General features: G+C 60.7%; 21 protein-coding genes, 1 tRNA gene and 2 pseudogenes. 5 read left to right on the forward strand and 19 right to left on the reverse strand.

The window, feature by feature from the left end; genetic code table 11:
- Nucleotides 1-120: 120 nt before the first annotated feature.
- Both EQW76_RS04690 and EQW76_RS04695 read right to left on the reverse strand, forming a co-directional pair.
- Nucleotides 121-2049 (reverse strand): HAMP domain-containing methyl-accepting chemotaxis protein, encoded by a 1929-nt coding sequence (locus tag EQW76_RS04690; protein ID WP_142823264.1) that lies wholly within the window; start codon nucleotides 2047-2049, stop codon nucleotides 121-123.
- Between the two features lie 197 nt (nucleotides 2050-2246).
- The gene (locus tag EQW76_RS04695; RefSeq protein WP_142823265.1) at nucleotides 2247-3353 is read right to left on the reverse strand and encodes an aldo/keto reductase; all 1107 of its coding nucleotides are present in this window, start codon (nucleotides 3351-3353) and stop codon (nucleotides 2247-2249) included.
- Nucleotides 3354-3459: 106 nt separating this feature from the next.
- Between EQW76_RS04695 and EQW76_RS04700 the strand changes: the two genes are divergently transcribed.
- Entirely contained in the window at nucleotides 3460-4353 is an 894-nt protein-coding gene (locus tag EQW76_RS04700) for a LysR family transcriptional regulator (RefSeq protein ID WP_142823266.1), read from the forward strand.
- 93 nt (nucleotides 4354-4446) lie between these two features.
- Here EQW76_RS04700 and EQW76_RS04705 read toward each other — a convergent pair whose 3' ends face one another.
- Nucleotides 4447-5097, reverse strand: coding sequence for an NAD(P)H-binding protein (locus EQW76_RS04705; protein ID WP_142823267.1), 651 nt, complete (start codon nucleotides 5095-5097; stop codon nucleotides 4447-4449).
- 191 nt (nucleotides 5098-5288) lie between these two features.
- Between EQW76_RS04705 and EQW76_RS04710 the strand changes: the two genes are divergently transcribed.
- A complete protein-coding gene (locus EQW76_RS04710) occupies nucleotides 5289-6245 on the forward strand; it encodes an AraC family transcriptional regulator (RefSeq protein WP_142823268.1) in 957 nt (318 codons plus the stop codon).
- Nucleotides 6246-6328: 83 nt separating this feature from the next.
- Here EQW76_RS04710 and EQW76_RS04715 read toward each other — a convergent pair whose 3' ends face one another.
- From EQW76_RS04715 to EQW76_RS04730, 4 genes and pseudogenes are all read right to left on the reverse strand, one after another.
- The gene (locus EQW76_RS04715; RefSeq protein WP_142823608.1) at nucleotides 6329-6565 is read right to left on the reverse strand and encodes a hypothetical protein; all 237 of its coding nucleotides are present in this window, start codon (nucleotides 6563-6565) and stop codon (nucleotides 6329-6331) included.
- Between the two features lie 859 nt (nucleotides 6566-7424).
- Nucleotides 7425-7800: pseudogene (locus EQW76_RS04720) on the reverse strand (transposase); the annotation flags it as partial.
- 654 nt (nucleotides 7801-8454) lie between these two features.
- Nucleotides 8455-8799, reverse strand: coding sequence for a hypothetical protein (locus EQW76_RS04725; RefSeq protein WP_224127743.1), 345 nt, complete (start codon nucleotides 8797-8799; stop codon nucleotides 8455-8457).
- Nucleotides 8800-9032: 233 nt separating this feature from the next.
- A tRNA-Ile gene (locus EQW76_RS04730) sits at nucleotides 9033-9108 on the reverse strand.
- Nucleotides 9109-9257: 149 nt separating this feature from the next.
- Between EQW76_RS04730 and EQW76_RS04735 the strand changes: the two genes are divergently transcribed.
- A complete protein-coding gene (locus tag EQW76_RS04735; RefSeq protein WP_142823269.1) occupies nucleotides 9258-10001 on the forward strand; it encodes an SIMPL domain-containing protein in 744 nt (247 codons plus the stop codon).
- Nucleotides 10002-10088: 87 nt separating this feature from the next.
- Here EQW76_RS04735 and EQW76_RS04740 read toward each other — a convergent pair whose 3' ends face one another.
- The 7 genes and pseudogenes from EQW76_RS04740 to EQW76_RS04770 form a co-directional block, all read right to left on the reverse strand.
- Nucleotides 10089-10439, reverse strand: a complete 351-nt coding sequence (locus EQW76_RS04740) for a hypothetical protein (RefSeq protein ID WP_142823270.1) — start codon at nucleotides 10437-10439, stop codon at nucleotides 10089-10091.
- A 180-nt stretch (nucleotides 10440-10619) separates the two neighbouring features.
- Entirely contained in the window at nucleotides 10620-10922 is a 303-nt protein-coding gene (locus EQW76_RS04745) for a hypothetical protein (protein WP_142823271.1), read from the reverse strand.
- A gap of 125 nt (nucleotides 10923-11047) precedes the next feature.
- The gene (locus EQW76_RS04750) at nucleotides 11048-11470 is read right to left on the reverse strand and encodes a secondary thiamine-phosphate synthase enzyme YjbQ (protein ID WP_142823272.1); all 423 of its coding nucleotides are present in this window, start codon (nucleotides 11468-11470) and stop codon (nucleotides 11048-11050) included.
- A gap of 147 nt (nucleotides 11471-11617) precedes the next feature.
- On the reverse strand, nucleotides 11618-12430 hold the full coding sequence (locus EQW76_RS04755; protein WP_142823273.1) for a siderophore-interacting protein: 813 nt from the start codon (nucleotides 12428-12430) through the stop codon (nucleotides 11618-11620).
- Between the two features lie 25 nt (nucleotides 12431-12455).
- Nucleotides 12456-13046 carry a PadR family transcriptional regulator gene (locus EQW76_RS04760; protein ID WP_142823274.1) on the reverse strand — a complete coding sequence of 197 codons (591 nt, stop codon included), beginning with the start codon at nucleotides 13044-13046 and terminating at the stop codon, nucleotides 12456-12458.
- A gap of 249 nt (nucleotides 13047-13295) precedes the next feature.
- Nucleotides 13296-14267: pseudogene (ftsZ, locus tag EQW76_RS04765) on the reverse strand (cell division protein FtsZ); the annotation flags it as partial.
- Between the two features lie 273 nt (nucleotides 14268-14540).
- Entirely contained in the window at nucleotides 14541-15641 is a 1101-nt protein-coding gene (locus EQW76_RS04770) for a branched-chain amino acid aminotransferase (protein WP_142823276.1), read from the reverse strand.
- Nucleotides 15642-15853: 212 nt separating this feature from the next.
- Between EQW76_RS04770 and EQW76_RS04775 the strand changes: the two genes are divergently transcribed.
- A complete protein-coding gene (locus tag EQW76_RS04775) occupies nucleotides 15854-16624 on the forward strand; it encodes a pyrroline-5-carboxylate reductase (RefSeq protein ID WP_142823277.1) in 771 nt (256 codons plus the stop codon).
- A gap of 22 nt (nucleotides 16625-16646) precedes the next feature.
- Here EQW76_RS04775 and EQW76_RS04780 read toward each other — a convergent pair whose 3' ends face one another.
- From EQW76_RS04780 to EQW76_RS04790, 3 genes are all read right to left on the reverse strand, one after another.
- Nucleotides 16647-17186 (reverse strand): GNAT family protein, encoded by a 540-nt coding sequence (locus tag EQW76_RS04780; protein ID WP_142823278.1) that lies wholly within the window; start codon nucleotides 17184-17186, stop codon nucleotides 16647-16649.
- Entirely contained in the window at nucleotides 17179-18405 is a 1227-nt protein-coding gene (locus EQW76_RS04785; protein WP_142823279.1) for an MFS transporter, read from the reverse strand. Before EQW76_RS04785 ends, EQW76_RS04780 begins: the two co-directional genes overlap by 8 nt.
- A gap of 169 nt (nucleotides 18406-18574) precedes the next feature.
- Nucleotides 18575-18922 carry a winged helix-turn-helix domain-containing protein gene (locus EQW76_RS04790; protein ID WP_142823280.1) on the reverse strand — a complete coding sequence of 116 codons (348 nt, stop codon included), beginning with the start codon at nucleotides 18920-18922 and terminating at the stop codon, nucleotides 18575-18577.
- A gap of 298 nt (nucleotides 18923-19220) precedes the next feature.
- On the opposite strand from EQW76_RS04790, the gene EQW76_RS04795 reads away from it, so the two are divergent.
- Nucleotides 19221-21065, forward strand: a complete 1845-nt coding sequence (locus EQW76_RS04795) for a methyl-accepting chemotaxis protein (protein WP_142823281.1) — start codon at nucleotides 19221-19223, stop codon at nucleotides 21063-21065.
- A gap of 36 nt (nucleotides 21066-21101) precedes the next feature.
- Here EQW76_RS04795 and EQW76_RS04800 read toward each other — a convergent pair whose 3' ends face one another.
- Nucleotides 21102-21617 carry a GNAT family N-acetyltransferase gene (locus EQW76_RS04800; protein ID WP_142823282.1) on the reverse strand — a complete coding sequence of 172 codons (516 nt, stop codon included), beginning with the start codon at nucleotides 21615-21617 and terminating at the stop codon, nucleotides 21102-21104.
- Nucleotides 21618-21639: 22 nt separating this feature from the next.
- Nucleotides 21640-22968 (reverse strand): DUF930 domain-containing protein, encoded by a 1329-nt coding sequence (locus tag EQW76_RS29235; RefSeq protein WP_142823283.1) that lies wholly within the window; start codon nucleotides 22966-22968, stop codon nucleotides 21640-21642.
- Nucleotides 22969-23340: the final 372 nt, after the last annotated feature.

Below are 23340 nucleotides of genomic sequence, written 5' to 3' on the forward strand. Positions count from 1 at the left end.
CGAGCGCGCCGGCCTTGATCACAGAAAGAACAACTCCGAGGCTAAAAGGGTGCTGGACGGTGGAGCAGATCGCTGCTCCACCGTCCGGTTCCGAAATCCCTTCATAAAAATGCGATGCGCTTAGAACTCTTCCCAGCTAGCGCCTGAACTGCCGCCGCCTGCTGCCATCTTGCGTGGTGCGGAGAACTGCGCCGCCGGGCGGGACTGACGCGCCGGAGCAGCCATGGCCTGCGCCGTCTGCCTGAGCGCCGATGACTGCGTGTTCCTGACCCCTTCGAGCTTGAACTGGCTGACGAGTTCGAGAAGCGTATTGGCCTCGTTGGCGAGCGTATTCGACGCGGCGGTCGACTGCTCCACCATCGCGGCATTCTGCTGTGTCGTCTGGTCCATCGAGTTCACGGCCTGATTGACTTCATGGAGCCCGGTGGCCTGCTCCTTTGCAGACGTGGCGATCGAGTCCATGTGGCCGTTAATCTCGACGATGAACTGCCCGATGGTCTTCAGGGCATCGCCGGCATCGCGCACCAGCTTCACGCCGTTTGCGACTTCGGACGAAGAGCTGTGGATGAGACCCTTGATTTCCTTGGCTGCCTGCGCCGAACGCTGGGCAAGCTCGCGAACCTCCTGCGCTACGACGGCGAACCCCTTGCCTGCCTCGCCGGCACGGGCTGCCTCGACGCCGGCATTCAATGCCAGCAGGTTGGTCTGGAAGGCGATTTCGTCGATGACGCCGATGATGTTGGAAATCTGCTGCGACGAGGTCTCGATCTTCTCCATTGCCTCTTCGGCCCGCGAAACGACTTCAGCAGACTTTCCAGCGGACTCGTTGGCGCGAGATGCCACGTCGCGTGCATCTTCGGTGCGCTTGGCGGAGTTAGCCACGTTGACGGTGATTTCCTCGACGGCCGCAGCGGTCTCCTCGATCGCGGCAGCCTGTTGCTCCGTCCGCTTCGACAGATCGTTGGCGCCGGCTGCAATCTCGCGAGTGCCGTTGCCCATGCTGGATACGCTGGTGGTGATCGACGACAGGGCGCCGCCGAGCTGCTCGACCGACCGGTTGAAGTCGTGGCGCAAGGCATCGAAATCCGGAGAAAATGCTTCCGTCAGCTGGAAGGACAGGTCACCTGCTGCGAGGCGCTTCAGACCATCGGCAAGACCCGAGGTTGCGATGCGCAGACGTTCGGCCGCTTCTTCTTCAGCCCGGCGCTGACCCTCGATCCGGTCGATTTCAGCTTGCCGCCTGTTGTCTTCCGCCTCGCGTTCCAGGCGATTGTTGGAAATCGCTGCCTGACGGAAGATTTCGACCGCGCCGGCCATCTGGCCGATTTCATCGGCCCGGCGGGCAAAGGGAATTTCCGAATCCGTGTCGCCTTCCGAAAGCTTGCGCATCGAGGTGTTGATGCCGGCAAGGGGACGCGAGACGTTCATTATGGCAAAGAGCGCGGAGGCAATACCAAGAAGGAGAGCAAGCCCGAGGCACGCGTATGTGACATCCGACGCAAAGGAGATGGTGTGCAACGTAGCGGCGCCTTCGTCCTTGGTGTTCATGGCGATGTCATCGACAGCTGCCTGAACGGCGTCGCCGGCCGAACTGTAGTCGGTGAGTGCCTTGCCGTAGAACAGCGCTCTCGCCTCATCCGCTTTGGCATTCTTTGCGAGATTGCCCACTTCACCCCAAGACTGCAGGCCTGCGCTCCAGTTGCGCTTCAGCGTGGCAAACAGCTCGATGTCTTCCTTGTCTACCAGAAGCGGCTCATAGGTGCGGATGTCATTCTCGACCTTATCGATTGCAGTCTTCAGTATATCTGAGAACTTCTGGCGCTGCTCCGCTGGAGCGTTCAGTACGGCGCTTTGATAAATGCGAACATCGCCGATGTCAGCATTCATCTGCCCAAGAAGAATGAAACCCGGAATGCGCTTTTCAATAATGACATGGTTTTTCGTTTGAATAGAATCGAGAGAATAAACCGCAAAAAAACCTAATCCGGCGGTCATGGCCACAGACACCGAAAATATGCCTAAAAGCTTCGTTGCGACAGAAAGATTCATACTCTTGACCCCGATTCGCTGATGCTGGAAATACCAACCGTCAAGAAAATATCGGACAATCGTTAATTATAATATAAACTACTTGTAAAGTATAAAGACGTTTCTGCAACGCATCGCGCATAGACCATTCGATACTGCATCTATGCTGCTTGGGGCACAGGCGTTGATCGGGGCCGGTTGCCGGCCCCGGTTCCGGCTCAGGCGGGCCTCACCCAGGAACGCACGGTCGTGCCGCCGAAAATCACCTCTTTCGGCAGATCGAAGATGAAATACGGGTTGAACGCCGGCGTCGCACCGATCGCATCGAGGCGATGAAGGTGATCGCCCGTCAGTACGATCTCGAGCGAGGCTATGTTCTCGGCGAGTTGCCCGGTGCGGCTCGCCCCGACAAGTACGGAGCCAACGCCCGGACGCTGCATGAGCCAGGCGAGAGCGACCGCCGCCATCGGCCGGCCCAGTTCGGCCGCAACCTCCCTCAGCACATCGACCACCGCGAAGTTCTGCTCGGTAAACAGGAGCCCCCCGAACGGATTGTCACCGTTGAGGCGGCCATCGCTTTCGCCCTCGCCGCCATCGCCGGCGGTGTCCGGAATTGCCCCGGCCGGCCCGGCACGGCTCAGCATGTCGCGGCCGTATTTGCCGGTCAGCAGACCCGCGGCAAGCGGGCTCCACGGCACGAGGTCCATTCCGAGTTCGGCAGCAGCGGGAAGAATGTCGAGTTCGACGCCACGATCAACGAGCGAATAGGCATATTGCAGGCCGATTGGCGCCGGCAGGCCATGCGCAGCGGCCAACGTCGCGAGCTTGGCGACATACCAGGCCGGCGTGTTCGAGAAACCGTAGTGCAGGATCTTTCCGCTTCGGACCGCATCTGTCAGCGACTGCAGCACCTCTTCTGCCGGGGTCGTGCGATCCCAGACATGGATCCAGTACATATCGATATAGTCGGTCTGCAGCCGTCTCAGCGATCCCTCGATGCCGAGCCGGATGTTCTTGGCACCATTGCCGCCATGGAGCGGCGTGCCCTGGCTCCGGGAAAAGCCCGACTTCGTTGCGATCACCACCCGGTCGCGCAATCCCGCCTCCGCGATGAAGTCCCTCAGCATCTCCTCGCTACGCCCGCCGGAATAGACATCCGCCGTATCGAAGAAGTTGCCGCCGGCAGCGATGTAGGTATCGAAAAGCTCGCGCGATGCCTTGCTGCCCGAACCCCAGCGCCCGGCGCCGAATGTCATGGTGCCGAGCGCAAGCGGGCTGACGATGAGGCCCGAACGTCCGAGCGTGCGATAGCTGGTGAGATCCATGCGAATATCCTTCCGGTTTCGATGTGTTGCTGCGCTCATCCTACAGCACGCCGGAAACCTCGATTATCCATTGCATGGCGCATGAACTTATGAGCACACTGCATCAATGGAACGCGGCGAACTGAATGATCTGATGGCATTTGCCGCCGTGGCGCGTGAGCGCAGTTTCACGCGGGCAGCAGCAGCGCTGGGTATTTCGCCGTCGGCACTCAGCCATGCGATCAGGGGCCTCGAAGAGCGGCTTGGGGTCAGGCTGCTGGCGCGCACGACCCGCAGCGTTGCGCCGACCGATGCCGGCCTGCGGCTGTTGCAGCATATCCAGCCGGCTTTTACCCAGATCGAAGCCGGGCTGGAAGCGCTTGGCGAATGGCGCGACAGTCCCTCGGGCAAGGTCAGGCTGACGACCTTTTCCTACCCGGCCCGGACCATTCTCCGCCAGAAGCTCCCGACCTTTCTTCTGGAAAACCCCGATGTCGAGGTGGAAGTCGACATCAACGACCGGCTGGTGGATATCGTCACCGACGGTTTCGATGCCGGCATTCGGTTCGGGGAAACGGTGGCGAAGGACATGATCGCGGTGCGCGTCGGCCCAGATCTCAGGACCGTCGTCGTCGGCACGCCGTCCTATTTCGAAAACCGCAAGAAGCCCGAGGTGCCGGCCGATCTCGAAGGACACAATTGCATAGGCTATCGGCTCGCCAGTGCCGGTGGTCTCCTGCCGTGGGAATTCCAGTCGGGGGCACGCGAGATCAAGATCAGGACATCCGGATCCTTCGTCGTCAACGATGGTGACCTCGCCGCCGCAGCCGTTCGCGCCGGTGCCGGCCTCGGCTACATCATGGAAGACGACGTCGCAGACGACATCGCCGCAGGCAGGCTGATCCGCGTCCTCGATGCATGGTGCCCGCCGTTCCAGGGCTGCTATCTCTACCACCCCAGCCGCCGCCAGACCCCACCAGCCCTGCGCGCCCTCATAGCCGCGCTGAAGGAGGAGGCGTGATCTTATCCGAGGTCATGTAGAAATGCATCGCCGACCGTCCGGCGCGAACATTGCCGTAATGGCATCCGGACGCTCTTGCAGAGGCCACTGAGCCTAGCTGCGGGCGTAACAGCTGAGATCAGACGTATGAATCGCCGCAGGCGTCATGATTATCCTATAATTGTAAACCGCGCAGTCACAGTGTGTTGCTACGCTGAAGTTGGATGCCGACCGCTCGAGCACGCCTTTCGACGGACCGTCCGAACCTATTCCCGCTCTATGAACGATCCACTCCATGTCATTGGCCTCTGTCGCAAGATATTGCATCACCGCTTCGTTGTCTTCATGCTGACCGATATAGGCGCGGGCCAAGGTGTTGCGTATCGTCCAGAAGAGTGGAGAAAGTCTCCCGTTATAGGGTCTGCTCAGTCCTCCCGCCTGGTAGAGAAGACGCTTTACGCCGTGCCGCCGCATCGAGGGGACAAGCCTTTTCACGAAGGCGGCATTGATCCTGTCGGTCCTCTGGAGCTTGACATCGCCGAGCATCGAAATGACGAAATCGACCCCGCTCACCAAGGCATCCGTGTCGATCGGATCCGTGATCGACCCCTGACGCACCTCGAGGTTCGCCGTTGCGCCGCCCAGCTTTTCCGGAGACCTCGCCAGTGCCCTCACCCTGTGGCCGCCCGCAAGAGCCAGGGAAACGAAATGCTTGCCCGTACCGCCAGTGGCGCCGAGTACCAGAAAAGTCGATTGTTGGGTCATTCGTGATATCCGTTCGTTAGTGCAACCACGCCCCGGCGCCATAGGAGTGAGGCCCTTGCCGCTTGGCTCCGAGTCCAAAGCCTGCCACACCCGTTCACGCACAGCCGGCTGCTCCCGTCAGAAAAACTCGCGTCTTTCGCTCCCGTTTCCGTGAGTTGAAATTAGACCGGGATCTCCGTAGGTTCTATGGCATGGAATCCACATTAGTATCGCGATCGTCCATTCTGGCCAGCGATCCGCTATCGGACGTGCTGTCACTGGTGAAAACGCGCGGCTATATGTCGGGCGGGTTGGATTTTGGCGGCAACTGGTCCTACAGCTTCGCGGCGGATTCAGCCTTTCGCTGTTTCGCGATCGTATCCGGCCAGTGCTGGCTCTCCGTTGCGGATGGACCGGACCCTATCCTGCTTAGGGAAGGCGAGTTCTTTGCCCTGCCCCATGGCCACCGTTTTTCCCTGGCAAGCGACCCGGCAATCGACCCGGGCAACATCTATGACGAGGTGGACGGTCCCCTCAACGGGCGCGTGCTTCAAATCGGTGGCGGCGGTAACTGTTGCCTGTTCGGTACCATTTTCACGTTCAGGCAGGAGCTGTCGAGCCATCTGCTCAACGCCCTTCCCGAGATACTGCATATCGACGATGGCGCGGATCGCTACGCCCTCAAAGCCTATCTGGATCGGATGATGGCGTTGCTGAGGCATCCGCAACCGGGAAGCGTTCTAGTTGCCGAATACCTTGCCGAGACGATGTTGGTCGAGGTTTTGCGGCTGCACCTCGCGCAACAGGCAGAGATCGGCATAGGCTGGCTGTTCGCCCTGTCGGATAAGCGCCTTAACCGAGCCGTTACCGCCATTCACGAACAGCCCGGCCACAGATGGAGCGTTCGGCAACTCGCAGAGCGCGCCGGCATGTCCCGCTCGGCCTTCGCTTTCCGGTTCAAGGAGAAAGTTGGAGTATCGGTAATGGAGTATGTCGTGCAGTGGCGAATGATGCTCGCAGCGGACCGCCTCCTGACCACCCCGGACACTATAGCCAACATAGCCAGCAACCTCGGATACGATTCCGAAAGCGCATTCGTATTCGCATTCCGCAGGGAAATGGGCTGCACACCGCGCCAGTACAGCCGCCGAGCCGCGCGCGGGGCGTAGCCTGTGCCCATGCGGCCGTGATGGCTGGCAGGGGTCAGCGAGCGTGAAATCTCAGCCCGCCCGTCTGGCAGCACCACATAGCTTTACGACGCCGAGAATTTTACGGTTACGCCGCGCTGGCGAAAGTAGGCCTGCATCAGCTTCCTGCCTGAGCGATTGTTCTGCACGAGCCGTGAAGGGTCGAATACGGCCTCTTTCAGGCCGGCTCGCGTCAACGCTGCCTTCAGATCCGCGATATATAAGTCGATATCGGCATTGTTCGCCTGAAGCGATTCATAAACCCGGTTTGTTGCGTCTGCTACGGTTGGTTCGCTCACGATCACTCCGGTCGCCGTCTGTCAGGCGATTACTATGTTTTTCCGCCCCGATCCTATTGTGGTGAAAATCGCTGGCGTCAATAGGGGAACATGGATTGAAACATTACGACCGGGTCGGAGAGGCGCGATACAGACCATATATTGTGAAACCGGTCAGAGCCCCTGCCTGGCGGGCGATCCGCCAGACCGCCCCGCGAGATGTGTCCGATCCGAATTCTAAAGTGAATGGCGGCCACGGTCTTTTGCTGTCGGCCAGGCTTCAGACCGACACCGACCTGTCCGCGACAGTGGGACCAACATTCCTGACGGCGGTGACCAGTCTCGGAAAGTCTAATCTGGCAACAAGCATGTAGCAAACCATCGATAACCCGTTCGGCACGACGTTGTCACCTATGTCTCCGGGTCGGACATGACGAGACAAGAGTCCGCCGCAACACCTAAGTGATTGAAAAGATTCGACGTCACTGTGATTCACGCAACAAACCTGCAATGATTCACGCATCAGCCCGACTATTATGTAATAAAATCAGCAATTTAAGTTTTTACGAAAATTGGCGATTTGTCGCCAAAAATGCCCAAATGAAGCTTCGGGCGCTGTATCGCGATTGTTCGACAACACCCAAATCGACGGAAGCGCTCACCCGAGAGTCGTGCATAGGGATACCCTTTAGTGTGTTGTGAGCGTGGGACAACATGTAGATCTGTTCCCCATAGACCCAGACCCTCGCCACATCAAGGTCGTCATTTAGACTGCCTGGTACGCTCGAAACACTGGCCATAAGATCCACGAGACTGGTACCCATCTTTCCGCGTCGATCGACAAGCGACGTTCTATTTTGAAGTTGCGCACGCACTTCCATTTGCGATAGCGGATCGTCTTGCGTTCGGCGGATATGATGTTGCAGGCCCGTCGTTCCGAAAGACCCATGACGGTCTTCAGATGCGTAACGGCGTCACGCTGGGCGGCGGGCCCTACCATTTTTTGCAAGAAGCTCGCGGAGTGCGGCCGCATCCAGCATCTGCTCGGCCAGCAACTTCTTTAGCCTGGCATTCTCGTCCTCAAGCGCCTTCAGCCGCTTCGCCTCGGAGACTTCCATGCCGCCGTATTTGGCCTTCCAGTTATAAAATGTTGCTTCTGAAATCCCGTGCTTGCGGCAGAGATCGGCAGCCTTCGCGCCAGCCTCCTGCTCCTTCAGCACACCGATAATCTGCTCTTCCGTAAATCTCTGCTTCTTCATTCGTCCGTCCCTTAATAGGCCGGACCCTTACCCATTATGGAGGAAATTCTCAGTGGCAGGTCAGCCGATTATCAAGGAAACTCCCGAATGGTAGCCTATCAACCAACTTGAAGAAAGCGTGTTGGCAAGTCCCGCCTATGGGTCTGGATTTTCAAATCATTTCCAAAAGGAAATATATTTTTGTCCATGTTTACTTACTTTCGTCGAATGGAATATATTGCTTAAAGGGCCTTTTGGAGTCGGGAGCTTCTCCGCTTGGATAGAGCAGACAATACATTTTGCTGTGATACACGACGGCTAGAGGATAACATGAGTCAGCCGCGCTCATGCCACGAGCAGAACATATACTGAATCCCTTCCCAATATCCTGAGATGTACATTTCTCGCCAGGACAAAAGTACTGTGTTATCCCGGTGTATCCTTTGGAAAAAAACACAACTGGCTTCGAATACATGTCCAGAGACCCAACGGTCTCGGCTAGCTTTTTGTAGGCTTTGTCGACATCACTCTTATCGCCAAAACTGAAAGTCGATGGTGTGTCGTTCGTATAGTCGAACTTAGAAACATCTGTTTCACAGTTCAGAGCGAAAGCCGGTGAGAAAGAAATGATCGCGCCGATCAGTCCGATAAAGATGATATATTGGTGTGATTTCATCAATTTAGGTCAATCCTCCCACTATCAATAACGACACGCTTCTCGCCGTTTACTTCAATCTCGTCAAAATCCAGGAAAAGTTTAGTGTCTGAGATGGCGATTGAACCGTCTTCGTGCATCAAGACATTTGAATTGCCACAGGTTAGGTGAAGTTCACCGTTACTCTGCAATGCGGTGCTGTTTTGGGTCGTTAAAGAGAGTGTGTCATTGCTCATAAGGTTAATACGTGAACCTGCGTTGACGCTGTAGGACAAACCGACATTCGTCGTCATTCCTGCACCAACATTCACTGCATTAAAAACACCCACGCTCTCGGTCTTGTTCTTCTCGACAATGACCGACATGTTACCTTCGCCCGGATTCAGTATTCCGGGAAAGCCGAGTTTTTTGCCACCTCACCTATTCCGCCGGCCAAAGATGTCAACAAGGAAGTCACTATCCTACCAATGCCGCTTGGCCCCACCGTAAGCATCATGTTTCCGCCAATGACCTCCGTGGTGATTGTTTTCCGCCTCAGTTGCACCAATCGTTGCATTTGTTGCAGCGACCATTGGTTTCGTCAGGACATAGAAAAATGTGGTGGGCCCGGAGAGACTCGAACTCCCAACCAAGCGGTTATGAGCCGCCGGCTCTAACCATTGAGCTACAGGCCCTACCTTGCGCTCTGCGCAATATATCGGAGCAATGGTCCTCCGGTATGTCTTGCCTCTAGCCCAAAACTTGTGTCACGACAAGGGATTGCCGCATTGGCTACACAATCAATCGACACAAGGGTATTCCAGAAGAACAACGGAGGAAACCGATGACCCTGCCCCAGCCAGCCAGACTTGCCTGCAGCGCCTTTGCCGGCCTTGCCCTGCTGACGCTCACCAGCGCGACGGCCTTTGCAGCGGGCGAGCCGCGCCAGGCGCTGATCAGCGTTTCCGGCGAAGGCCAGGCGGCTGTCGCGCCCGACATGGCGGTCGTCACGCTGTCGGTCGTCAAGCAATCAAAGACTGCCCAGGATGCACTCGATCAGGATAACAAGGCGATGGGCGCGGTTCTGGCGACCCTGAAGAATGCCGGCATCGCCGAGCGCGACCTGCAGACCTCCGGCTTTGCCATCCAGCCGCAGTATAATTATCCACCTGCAAAGGACGGCCAGCAGCAACAGCCGGAACTGGTCGGCTACCAGGTGACGAACGGCCTGACCGTGCGCGTGCGCGACCTCGGCAAGCTCGGCGGCCTCATCGACCAGGCGGTCGGCCTCGGCATCAACCAGGGCGGCGACATCCAGTTCGTCAACGACAAGCCGGATGCGGCAATCGAGGCGGCTCGCAAGGATGCCATGGCCAATGCCGCCGCCAAGGCAAAGACGCTCGCCGAAGCCGCCGGCGTCAAGGTCGGCCGCGTCATCGAGATCACGGAAAATGCCGTGCGCGCAGCACCGCAGCCGATGATGCGTCCGCTTATGCTCAAAGGGGCTTCGGACACGGCCGTGCCTGTCGCCGGCGGTGAGAACAGCTATAACGTCACTGTCAACGTGACCTATGCGCTCGAGCCATAGGCCGCAGCGCTCACGGCAACGCCTCAAACGAAAGCCGCCCCGGGTTCGAAGACCCGGGGCGGCTTTTTCGTTCGATGTTCACAGACCTCAGCGGCCCATCATCGGGCAGCCGCGGACGTTGGCAAACATGATGGTATCAGGACCACGGCGGCTGAAACCGTTGACGACGACACGGCGCGGCGTGACATCGACGACGCGGGCGCGGCGCAGGCCGTAATCGCGGGCGATACCTTCTGCCTGGCGCGGATCGCAGCCGCGACCACGGAAGCCGGGTGGCGGCATCGGCGGACGGCCGTAATAATCCGGCGGTGGCGGACGGTGATGTCCGGGACCGACGTAGATATCGAGGTTCTGTGCAGAGGCCGAGGTCACCGTGCCGGAAAAGGCACCGGCAATCAGCGCCGCCGTCAGGGCGGCTTTGGCCAGAATAAGTTTCATGTCATCCTCCATGGAGTGTAAATACGATCAGCGCCCACCGCGCCTCCCGCGCAATCGGCGCTGGTGCAACGGCTGGAACCGAAAACGGTTCAGAATCAGCCAAAGGCATCTTCCAGTTAAAAGCAAGTCCCGCGAGACGCCAGATCAAATATCGCTAAGCGGTGCGGAAAGCCTGCCCCCCTATCGGCGCAGCACCGGGCAATCGGACTGGTTGGCAAACACCATCCGTTCCATGCCATGGTGGCTGCGGCCGACGACCACGACGCGGCGCGGCGTGATCTTGGCAATCTCGGCGCGCCTTATGCCGGCGGCCCGTGCCTTGCGCACGGCCATCAGCGGCGAGCAGATGTCGCGACCACGATGTTCGTAACGGACCTTCTCCACCGGAGACGAAAGACCGGCAGCAGAGACCGAGGGCACCATGACCGACACTGCGCTCAACGCAATCAGGCCGGCGGTTCCGAGTTTCGCAAACAGGTTCATCGCATTCACTCCGTTTCCTCAATTTCATTGCCCGACGGATCGGGCATGCGGTGAAACCTAGAGGAGCGAGCTTGAACGACAAGCCAACGGCCCGTTCACTTCATATTCAGCGTTCTCTCCGGAACTTATGCGCCGAGATGCAGTATTACCTCGCGCTGGTGCGGCCGATCCCTGTGTTCGAAAAGGTAGATCCCCTGCCAGGTGCCGAGCAGCAGGCGACCGTTGTTGACGGGAATGCCGATGGACGTCTGCGTCAGCGCCGCCTTGATATGGGCCGGCATGTCGTCGGCGCCCTCGGCAGTGTGGATCACCCAGCGCATGGACGGATCGGAGGACGGTGGCACCAGCCGCCGGAAGAAGGCATCGAGATCGGTCCTGACGTCGTCGTCGGCGTTTTCCTGGATGATCAGCGAGGCCGAGGTATGGCGCACGAAGACGGTGAGCAACCCTTCCTCCGCACCGCTGCGGCGCACGAACGCCGCCGCCGCATCCGTGAATTCGTACAGCCCCTGGCCATGGGTCGACAGCTTGAGAACGGTCTGCGGCATGAAAACTCCTTCGCGCACGGTTTCCCGTGAGGTCGGTCGCGGCGGCGACAAAGTCAAGGGCAGCGAGACCGCCGGCCGGCTATCGACCAGCCGGCGTTCTTTTCAGGCCGGCAAACCCCGGCATGTGCCTTGGCGTACCCGCCCCGTTCAGTCGCTGTGGCTTTCGTGAAAGCCCGCGCTGCCATGGCGCCAGTAGCCGGCCGACTTTATCCAGCCGCGCGGCACGCCGCGTTGCTCCACCAGCACCTTGCGCAAGGCCTTGGCGACATCCGTCTCGCCGGCAATCCACACATAGCCGTCGCCATCAGGCAGGGTCAGGTCGGAAAGCGCGGCGAGCCACGCGGCTGTGTCGCTTGCAGCCGACAGCGGTCGGTGAAGCCATCTGATGTCGAGGTCCGCGCTACTGCTAAAGGCCTGCTCTTCGGCTGGGCCCGTCACGGCGGCGATAACGATGGCGCGCACGCCAGTGCGCAGTTCCTCCAGCCGTCGGCCGATGGCTGGCAGCGCCGTCTCGTCGCCGACCAGAAGGTACCAGTCGAAATCGTCGGTGACGAGGAAGGAACCGCGCGGACCGCCGACCCCCAGCCGGCTTCCCGGCACCGCGTTGACGGCCCAGTCGCTGGCCGGACCGGCCTCGTGCACGGCAAAATCGATCGTCAGTTCCTGCCTGTCGGCATCGTATCGACGCGGCGTGAAGTCACGCACCGGAGACGCGACGACGCCCTCTGCCAGTGGCGTCGCATCCGGTCCGATGGCCGGCCATACCGGTAGCTCCTCGCCGGGTTTGGGAAAGCAAAGTTTGACATGGTCGTCGTATCCGGCGCTGACGAAGCCGGCGAGATCCTCGCCTCCCAGCGTGATGCGCAGCATGTTGGGCGTCAGGCGTTCGGTTGCCGTGACGGTCAGAAGCCGGCGACGCAGTTCGTGCCGAACCCGGCCGATGGCGTGTTTTTCTGTCATGAAATCTCCTTGGTGGAGGCGGCCTCTAGCCGCGATTGATTTCGGCGACGGCGCGGCGGAGGATGTCTGCCAGCCGGCTCGCCTCGTCGGTGGAACAGCCGCGCTTGTGGAACAGCGCCGTCTTGATCGCCAGCCGCGCCACTTCAAGCGCCTCGTGGCCATGAGCCTCCGGGTCCTGCCCCGCTTGTGGACCGCGCCCCTCCATCACGTCGCGCACCGCATCCATCTTGGAACCGATATGGGCGAGATCGTCGAGAATGCGGTCGGCGCCGGCCCTGTCCGCCGACAGCGCGGAAAGACCGGTCTCGGTGATGCGAAACAGCTTCTTGTTACCCTCGGCCTCGCAAACCGCATGACCGATCTCGTCGAGATAGGTGAGCGCCGGGTAGATCATCCCAGGGCTCGGTGTATAGAAGCCGCCGGAAATATCCTCGATCGTCTTGATCAGCTCGTATCCATGGGCAGGCTGTCGGGCCAGCAGCGCCAAAATCAGCAGCTGCAGATCGCCCGAGCTGAGCTTGCGGCCGGCCCGAAAGGCGCCGCTGGCGGCAAACCCGCCCTCGAAACGGCCATGCCCGCCCCTGCCACGTCCGTCTCGTCCATGATGATCGCGCATCACAATTTCCTTACGTAAGATACAACAGAAAACATATCTTAAGATATATCGGCACGGAGCTATTCGCAAGCGAAGATCGATCCAGCGGTCCGATGCGAAAGAAGAACGAAATCCGCCTCCCGGATACAGTTGCGCCGGCCGACGCGATCCTGGGTGAACCGCATTGGCCGGCGCTTGTCAGGTAAAAAGCTTGGACTATTGAAGCGTGGGTCGCTGTGCCTCGGCGACGGCACTGGCTGCCATTTCGCTGTTGGTCTGGCTGCGGTCGAGGCCGGTGGCAACCACGGAGACACGGAATGCGCCATCGAGATTGCGGTCGAAAATCGCGCCGACGACGATATCGGCATCTTCGTAGACTTCATCGCGAATGCGGGTAGCGGCTTCGTCGACTTCGAACAATGTCATGTCCATGCCGCCGGAGATCGACACCAGCACGCCCTTGGCGCCCTTCAGCGATACGTCGTCGAGCAGCGGATTGGCAATTGCCGCTTCGGCCGCCTTCATTGCACGGCCCTCGCCTGAGGCCTCGCCAGTACCCATCATAGCCCGGCCCATGCCCTGCATGACGGATTTTACGTCGGCGAAATCGAGGTTGATCAGGCCTTCCTTGACGATCAGGTCGGTGATGCAGCCAACGCCGGAATAGAGCACGCGGTCGGCGATGACGAAGGCATCGGCGAAGGTGGTCTTGGCATCGGCAATGCGAAAGAGGTTCTGGTTGGGAATGACGATGACGGTATCGGCCGCCTCGCGTAGCCGCTCGATCCCCTCTTCGGCAGCTTCCATCCGGCGCTTGCCTTCGAAGGTGAAGGGCTTCGTTACGACCGCAACGGTCAGGATACCGGCAGCACGTGCTGCAGCGGCGATCACCGGAGCTGCTCCCGTGCCGGTGCCACCGCCCATGCCGGCGGTGACGAAGCACATGTGCGTGCCCTGCAGGTGGTCCATGATCTCGTCGATCGATTCTTCCGCAGCCGCGCGGCCGATTTCCGGCAGCGAACCGGCGCCGAGACCTTCTGTGACCTGCGCACCGAGTTGGATGAGGCGGGTTGCCTTCGACATGGTCAAGGCCTGCGCGTCGGTGTTTGCCACGACGAATTCAGCGCCGCTCAGGCCTTCCGCTATCATGTTGTTGATCGCGTTACCGCCGCCGCCGCCGACGCCGATGACGGTGATTTTAGGCCGCATCTCGGCAATGTCGGGCTTTGTGATGATGGCCATGTGTCGTCTCCCGTGCCCACGGCGCGGTGGGCTTTGCTATCCTGGTGCGCGTCGGAATGGTCGCCCGCGACGACCGCTCCGAATCAATTGGCCCAATGTAGCGGGTTAAAAAGGCTAAGAGCAGGCATATATGCAAAAACAGGTGAAAGCCGTGCAGGATTTTTAAAGCCGCCGAAAGCATCGCGCCAGAGCGGTTGCCGCCTGCCGGCGCGGACCATGTCCGGTCGGACAGGCAGCACGGGCCGGCCTTTTCGCGCCGGCCAGGCTAGAGGGTCAGACCTCGACGGCGTGCGTCCAGCCATGCGGGTCGTTGGTGGCACCCTGCTGCATGCCGACCAGCGCAGTGCGCAATTCCGCCGTCAGCGGCCCGGTTTCGCCATCGCCGATGGTGAACTGGCCGTCCGAATGCTTGATCAGGCCGATACCGGCAAGCACAGCCGCAGTGCCACAGGCAAAGGCTTCGCGGAGCTTTCCGCTCGCCGCATCTGCCTGGAACTCCTCGAACGAGTAGCGCTTCTCCTCGACGCGCAGACCCTTGGCCTCAGCCAGCGCGATCACCGATTTGCGGGTGATGCCGGGCAGGATCGTGCCGCCGAGCGGCGGGGTCACCATGCTGCCGTCCTTCATGACGAAGAACACGTTCATGCCGCCGAGTTCCTCGATCCAGCGATGCTCGGCGGCATCGAGAAACACCACCTGGTCGCAGCCCTGCTTGGCTGCCTCGGATTGCGCAACGAGGCTGGCCGCATAGTTGCCGCCGCACTTGGCAGCGCCGGTGCCGCCATTGGCAGCGCGCGTATAATGCTTTTCGACCCAGACCGACACAGCCTTGCTGCCGCCCTTGAAATAGGATCCGACCGGCGAGGCGATAATGCAGAAGATATAGTCATGCGCCGGACGGACGCCGAGAAAGGCTTCATTGGCGAACATGAAGGGGCGAAGATAGAGGCTCGCGTCGCCCGACGGGATCCACGCCTTGTCGACCCGCACCAGCGTTTCGACCGCCTTGATGAACAGGTCCTCCGGCACCGGCGGCATTGCCATGCGGATGGCGCTGTCGGAGAAGCGTCGTGCATTTTCTTCCGGGCGAAACAGCAGGATACGGCCATCGGCAGTCTTGTAGGCCTTCATCCCCTCGAAGATTTCCTGCGCATAATGCAGCACGGCGCTGGCCGGATCGATCGACAACGGCTGGCGGGCGGTCACCTTGGCGTCGTGCCAGCCCTTCTCTGTGGTCCAGCGGGCAAGCACCATATGGTCGGTGAACACCTTGCCGAAACCCGGTGTCGCCAGCGCCAGCGCACGGTCGGCGTCGGAGACCGGCGACGGGTGAAAATCGATCTTGATATCGGCAATCTTTGAAGTCGTGTCCATTCCATCCACCTTGTAACGCAGCGATCGACCCTGCCGCCCGCCAATGATTCACGGGACAATAACGGGGAATTCCGCAAATGGGCAGTGCTGCCTTGGCCAAAAACGTCGTGAAATCGCGTTATCCGCGTGGGCAGAGCACCAATCGCGCTCCTGCAACATTGCCCTCAGAGAAGAACCGGCGATAGATGACGAAAAGGGCAAGGGAGACGTGCATGCGATTGGGATTTATCGGGACCGGCGCAATTACCGAAGCGATCGTCACCGGCGCGCTCGGTGCAGATCTCGCCATCGCATCTATCCTCGTGTCGCCGCGCAACGCCGACGTCGCAGCCAGGCTCTCTGCCGCCTCGCCCCTCGTCCACATCGCCAAAGACAACCAGGCCGTCGTCGATGGCGCCGACATGGTGTTTCTCGCCATCCGGCCGCAGATCGCCGAGACTGTGGTGCGGGCATTGACATTCCGCGCCGACCAGCACGTCGTCAGCCTGATCGCTGCGACTGACGGGACCGCCCTTTCCGACTGGATCGGAACAGACCTGCGGCTGACCCGGGCGATCCCTCTGCCCTTCGTCGCCGAGCGGCAGGGCGTGACAGCCATCTTTCCGCCGGACGAAGACGTCGCCGCCTTTTTCAACGCGCTGGGATCGACCGTCGAAGCAAGGACCGAGGAGGAATACCAGCTTCTCGGCTCAGCCAGCTCCCTGATGGGAACCTTCTTCGGCATTCTCGAGATCGGCAGCCGCTGGCTGGAAGCGCAGGGGATGCCTTACGACCAGGCGAAGAGCTACCTTGCGCCGCTGTTTGCCAGCCTCGCCGATACCGCCGCCCGGCCGCAAGCACCGGATTTCGACGTGCTGCGCGGTGAATTCTCGACCAAGGGCGGCCTCAACGAGCAGGTCTTTTCCGATTTTACAGCCGCGGGCGGTGCGAAGGCGCTGACCGAAGCGCTCGACGACGTCCTCGCCCGCATCAGGGGCAAGTAGACATCGGGAGAAGCCATCCCGTTCAGCGCTGGCTGGATATCGCGCGGTATTCGGACTTCAAAAGCCCCATCATCGCCATATCCCATCTTTCATCGCCGACACGGGCGCAGGAGCGACGCACGCCTTCATGCACGAAACCGAGCTTTTCATAGGTGCGGATCGCGGCGCTGTTGAAAGTGTAGACGTTCAGTTCCAGCCGCTCCATGCCCTCGATGGCAAAGGCATGTGTAACGACTGCCGAAAGCATGGACAGGCCAAAACCACGACCGCGTTCTTCAGGCGCTATGGCGACGCGCGCCGGGCGGCCCACACCATTTCGGCGATCCAGCGCCAGTTGCACGTGGCCGACGATGCGGCCATCCAGCGCCCGCGCCGTCCAGATCAGCCGCTCGGGCGCTTCCCCTTGCGTCTCGGCCAGCATCGCCTCGCACTGGGTGATATCGAGCGGAAACGCCAGCGTCGGACCCGCCCACTGGATCAATTCGACCTCGGTACCAAACCAGCCAATCAGTGCCTCGAAATGCCGCGGCGAAAACGCCTCGAGGGTTACTGCCTCAGCCATTCAAAGTCTCCACCTTGGCGAGCGCCGGGAACAACCTCATCCACGCCAGCACCACCACGATTGTTCCAATACCGCCGATGACGCCTGTCGCCACCGGCCCGAGGGCCCCGGCCAGCATACCCGATTCGAATTCACCGAGCTGGTTCGACGTACCTATGAACAGCGAATTCACCGCATTGACCCTGCCGCGCATCGAATCCGGCGTCAGCAGCTGGACAAGCGAACTGCGTACGACGACGCTGACGGTATCCGACGCACCGACCACCAGCAGCGCCAACACGGAAAGCGCGATGTTGCTCGACAGCGAGAAGACGATGGTGGCAAGTCCGAAAATGGCGACGGCGAGCAGCATCGTCTTGCCGACCCCGCTTTGCATCGGCCGGCGCGCCAGCACGATCGACATGGCAAGCGCGCCAACGGCCGGTGCCGCCCGGAGGAGGCCAAGCCCCCAGGGACCGGCCTTGAGGATGTCATGGGCGAAGATCGGCAGCAGCGCCGTTGCTCCGCCGAGCAGCACCGCAAACAGGTCCAGCGAGATAGTGCCGAGCATGATCGGCCGGCTGCGGATGAAGGCGACGCCGGCAAACACCGAGCTTAGGGTGACCGGCGCACGCGCCACCGGCACCCGGCGCGCCATGCGGATGGAGATGACGTTGAAGCTGGCGACGGCAAACAGCACCGACGCCATGACGAAAGGCGCCACCGCATCGAGGCCGTAGAGCAGTCCGCCGACCGACGGGCCGATGATCAGCGCCGTCTGCATCATCGATGTCGAGGTGGCGATGGCTTTCTGCAACAGCGGCGCGGGCACGATATTCGGCAAAAGCGCTGCCATCGTCGGCCGCTCGAAGGCCTGCACGGCCCCGAGCACAGCAACGGCGGCTAGGATCCCGGCGGGCCCGAGCCAGTCGCGCCACACGGCGATGGCAAGTACCACCGCCGTGACCGCCTCGACGATCTGGCAGGCAAGGCCGATGCGACGTCGGTCGAAGCGGTCCGCGACATGGCCGACGACGAAGGTGAGGATGACCATCGGCAGGAACTGGCAGAAGCCGACGAGGCCAAGGGCATAGGCACTGTGGGTCTGGTCGTAGATCATCCAGCCGAGTGCGACGGTCACCGCCTGGAAGGAAAGTTGCGAACAGACCCTGGAGGCAACAAAGGAGAGATAGGCGGGGTTGCGCAGCACGCTACCCCCGGCAGGTTGATCGCTGTCCATCGGATGTCCTCGGGAACACCGGCCGCCTGATACAGGTCGACGCGGAGACTGCCATGGGAGACTTACTTCTCCTGCTCCGCTCGAAACACCGATTTGTCAATTCACGAAATCCGGCGTCTCTCCGAAAGACACGACGGCGACGTCGTGGAGCGCAGCTGTCGACAGCCTCTCAAGGCGCGCCCGAACCGCCGCGTTCCGGCGGACGCTCGAGAGAAGAGCCGGGCAGGATGTCGTCGAGCGTTTCGAGCACTTTCTTCACCTGATCCGAGCGGCACGAAAAATAATCCGTATCAACCCGCCTGGTACAGACCACCAGTCCCGCACCACGAAGCGCACCGAGATGCTTGGAACATGCCCCGCTGCCGATACCCGTTATTAGCGCCAGCGCGTTGAGCGGCAATTCACGCTTCAGCAAGATCCTCAGGATCAGCAGCCGGTCGCGATCTGCAAGTGCCGCCAGCAATGCCGCGCCGTGCTCGAAAAAAGCACTGTCTCTCAAGGGTTCATCTGAAGGCATCAAGGCTCCGCGATCATAAACGACGCCGTACTCGTACGACCGATGTGAATGCCGGCTAAGGAAACTGCATCGTGCCGACCGGGTTGATACGCAGGCAGCGGACGCAAAGTTTCAGGAAATTGCGCGCAATGTCGTCGGCGCATAGCAAATAACCGGACGCAACATCCGATTGAACTCACCGCCAGGCCGCCCACCATCGGGGCTTCGAGCGTGCAACCTCAAGATTAAATTGCCGGCGTTTTCGCTTCCTTAATCACATTTGCCAATATTGCCGAAAAAGCCCGCAGGAGTTGCGCTGATGAACCGGTTGCTTCCTTCAACCATTGTCTCACAGATTGTTTTTGTCACAATAGGGCTGATTTTTCTCGGAATTTCGGCTGTCGCTGGAGCAACGTACTACCAGTTGCGGGAGCGCGTCCTGACGACGGCGGCTGACGATGTCAGGGATGCAAGCCGCGCGATGGCGGTCATCTACAGCGTGAAACTCGCCGGCACGACAGTCGATATACGCGACGGCGAACTTCGCGGCATCGTGCATGATGGCGCCCAACAGGTTTCAGATCATGATCTCGTCGACAAGGTGGCCACGTCGATCGGTGGCGTCGCTACCATCTTCCAGGTCCAGGACGGCGACTACCTGCGCATTTCGACCAATGTGAAGAAGGAAAACGGCGAGCGAGCCGTCGGTACCAAACTAGCCGCCGACCATCCAGCCCGACCGATGCTTGCCGCCGGCAAGCCCTACTACGGCGAGGCCGTTCTGTTCGGAAAGCCGTATATAACCGGCTATTTCCCCATCCGCTCAACCGCCGGCGCGACGACCGGGGTTCTGTTTACCGGCATCCCGATGCAGGTCTATTCGGACCAGATCGATGCGCTGAGAACGCTGATTTTGATTGTCGGCGCTGCCGCCATGATCGCCATCGGACTGCTCGCCTATGTAACAACGGGGCGTTTGATTCGCCCGCTGACGGTCCTCAGAGGCTCAGTACAGGCGATTTCCTCCGGCACGCTGGACGCCGCCATACCTTACCTGTCCCGCCGCAATGAATTCGGCGACATCGCCCGGGCACTGGAAGGGTTTCGCGACAACGCCCGTGCAAAGCAATTGATGGAAGGCGAAAACGCCAGGCAGCGCGCATCCGTCGAGGAAGAGCGGGCTCGCAACGAAAGCGACAAGCGCAGTCTCGACAGCCAGATCGATTTTGCTGTCGAACGGCTCGCCGGCGGCCTCGCCCGGCTTGCACAGGGCGACCTGTCGCATGACATCGACACACCGTTCGCCGGGCGGCTGGAGCAGTTGCGCATCGACTTCAACGGCTCGCTGGTGCGCCTGAAGCAGACGATGGTGCAGATCCGCGAAAATACACTCTCGATCCAGGGCAGCGGCTCAGACATGCGTCAGTCCGCACTCGACCTTGCCAAGCGGACCGAAGATCAGGCAGCATCGCTGGAGGAGACAGCCGCCGCTGTCGAGGAAATCACCGTCACCGTGCGCTCTTCGGCTGACCGAGCCCGCGATGTTCAGCAGGTTGTCGGCAAGACGCGCCAGACCGCCAGCAGTTCTGAATCTGTCGTCAACAATGCCATCGAGGCAATGGGCCGCATTGAAAGCGGCGCGCGGCAAATCGAGCAGATCATCGAGGTGATCGACAGCATCGCCTTCCAGACCAACCTTCTGGCCCTCAATGCCGGCATCGAGGCTGCACGGGCCGGAGATGCAGGCAAGGGATTTGCCGTCGTCGCCCACGAGGTACGCGAACTTGCACAGCGCTCGGCCGACGCGGCAAAGCAGATAAAGGGGCTGATCGACCAGTCGACCGCCGAGGTCAAGACCGGATCGGCGCTGGTGCGCGAGGCCGGCCAGGTGCTGACCAGCATCAGCACGCAGATTGTCGAGATCAGCAAGCACATCGATACCATCGCCACCGCCGCCCAGGACCAGGCCTCGGCCCTGCAGGAGGTGAACAGCTCCGTCAATGCCATGGACCAGATGACCCAGAAGAACGCCGCCATGGTCGCCGACACGACAGCTGCCAGCAACGAACTGGCCGACGAGGCCGACGCCCTGCTGACCATCGTCCAGCAATTCCGTACGGACGACGTAACGCAGGCGACGCCACGGATGGCCCGCGCGGCGTGAGACTTAGGCCTCTGGCAGCAGACCGTGCTGACAGGGTTAAGCACGGACTGACGTATCAAGCATGATGGCCATGCTGATTGTATCGATGAAGCGGCCGTCGATGCGGACGGCTCGCCTGAGAACCCCCTCGGTTGCGAAACCGACCTTCTCGTAGAGCGCGATGGCGGCGACATTGTCCGCATGGACGGAGAGCTCGACGCGGAGAAAATCCCGCTCTCGGGCTTGCTCCAGAGCCGCCTCGATCAATCTCCTGCCGATCCCCCGTCCGCGAAATTCCGGGATCAGCCCCATCGCCAGGCTACCGCGATGGGCGTGGGCAGGGAAAAAATGACGGGTGATGTTACACCATCCCACTGCGCGGTTGTCGGCGATCGCCACCACGTGCGGGTTTTTCCGCCCGATCATATCGAGTACATGCGCACGCGTTTCCGCCAGCGAGAAGGCTTCGAGCATCGTCAGATATTTTCGCTCCCGGGCAACCGTGTCGAGGGCAGCGTGGAAGCTTTCGACATGCTCGTCTGAGGTCGCGACAATCTCGATTTCCTGTTCCACGCTCCTGCCTCTTTACCAAAAACTACGCCCCGGGAACACGACGTGTCTTCCATTGGCTACGCGGTATAATTCCATTTATGCGAAACGCAAAATTGACTACCTGGGTTGCGTCGTCGTCGACTTCACACCGAAAACTCACATCGTAAGCCTTGCCATCCCCTAGCACGGGACTACTGGAAACCTCCAAGACATTGCTGGCGATAGCTCTGTATGTCCAAACCACCGGAGTTCCAAGAAGTTGTAGAGCGTGACCAATCTGTGAGGTTAGTTCGGAAGCGCAGAGCCTGGTAAATCGCGCACTCCGTGGCATGCCGCTGGTCGACTGGGTTGCTATGGCATCGCCCGTCTCGCTGCGAGAAAACAGCGTCTTGGCCTTCGTGAGACCTGCCTGTTTGGGGTTTCCACCCGGCTTTGGCGGAGCAGGCTTGCCTTTCGGCAGATCGGAGGGCGGTGCTGGCGCAAGTTCGACTTTGGCACTGTCGGGGCTGTTGGAGGGCGGGCCATTTTTTTCGGCGGAGTTGTTGGGGACATCGACCTGCGGAAGGTCGATTTGCGGCGGCAAAGGCCCTGCCCCGGCCGGAGGATCCATCGGCGACGTATCGGCGAGAGGCGTCTCGCTCGGTGGTTTTGCAGCTGGCGGCTGGTCGCTAGGAGGCGCCTCAGGGGGTGTTTCCGGGTTTTCCGCGTCATCCGGCGTTTGCGCCGCTGCGGCATCTGGCTTGACATTAGTCGCATCAGCCTTTGCTGCCTCGTCAGGCGTCGCCGGTTTGGTATCGCCCTCGGCGCTGCTGCCGTCCTCCGATTTTTTCGGCCCGGCATCCTTGTCGCCATAACGGAACGCCCCATCGAGCGCGCGGACCTGTGACTGCCGGGCGGGAGGCTCTGCCTTCGGGGGCTCCTCGGGCGGCTTTTGCTCTGGAGGTGGCGGCTTTTCCTCCGGCGCCTTCTCAGCTGGCGGCGGCGGCGGCGGCGGTGGTGGCGGCGGTGCCGGCTTTTCCTCTGGCGGCTTTTCAGCCGGAGGCGGCGGCGGGGGCGGTGGCGGCGGTTCGGGAGGAGCCGGCGGTTGCTCGGCTTTCGCAGGTTCGGCTGGTTTGGCCGGTTCGGGCGGCTTTTCCGGCTCCGGCATTTTCAAAGGCTCGGGCGGCTTTTCAGCCGGAGGCTTTGGCTCCGGCGGTTTCGGCTCTTCCGGCGGCGGCACCAGTTCGACGCTGACGGTATCCTCCTTGGCGGGCTCCGGCATCTTCACGGCGTCCGGCAGGAAGAACAAAGCTACGACCAGCACATGCACGACAAGCGAGGCAAGCACCACCCAAAGCGTCTTCCGCCACCGCACAAGCCGTTCGCTCGCCATGCTTCAGTGCCGGTCAAGCGACGCGTCGCCGCCTGGAAAATATGCCAGAATACCAATCATACGAATTCCTTAACGCCTGCCGACTTGCGAAGATACCGGATTCTCGATCACCATCCCGTCAGCAGACAGAGAGAGCAGAGATGGGGATTGCGGGACGGCGCGTCCAGCCATGACCGACAGAGCTCGCGAAATTGCCGCAAGATTGCCGGTCTTCGAGGCTGCGGCACTCCTGTGTGACCGACATGAGCTCGGGATACGCGCCGCCGGCGCTGCATCTGACGATTGCCATGGACGCGTCCCCAACCCTGCTCACCTTCGACCATCTTCTCCTGAAAGCCGCGTCGAGCCTTGGCCACCCCAGCCCGCCCCATA

Origin of the sequence: Rhizobium sp. rho-13.1, assembly GCF_007000305.1 — a bacterium.
Classification (GTDB): Bacteria; Pseudomonadota; Alphaproteobacteria; order Rhizobiales; family Rhizobiaceae; genus Rhizobium; species Rhizobium rhododendri.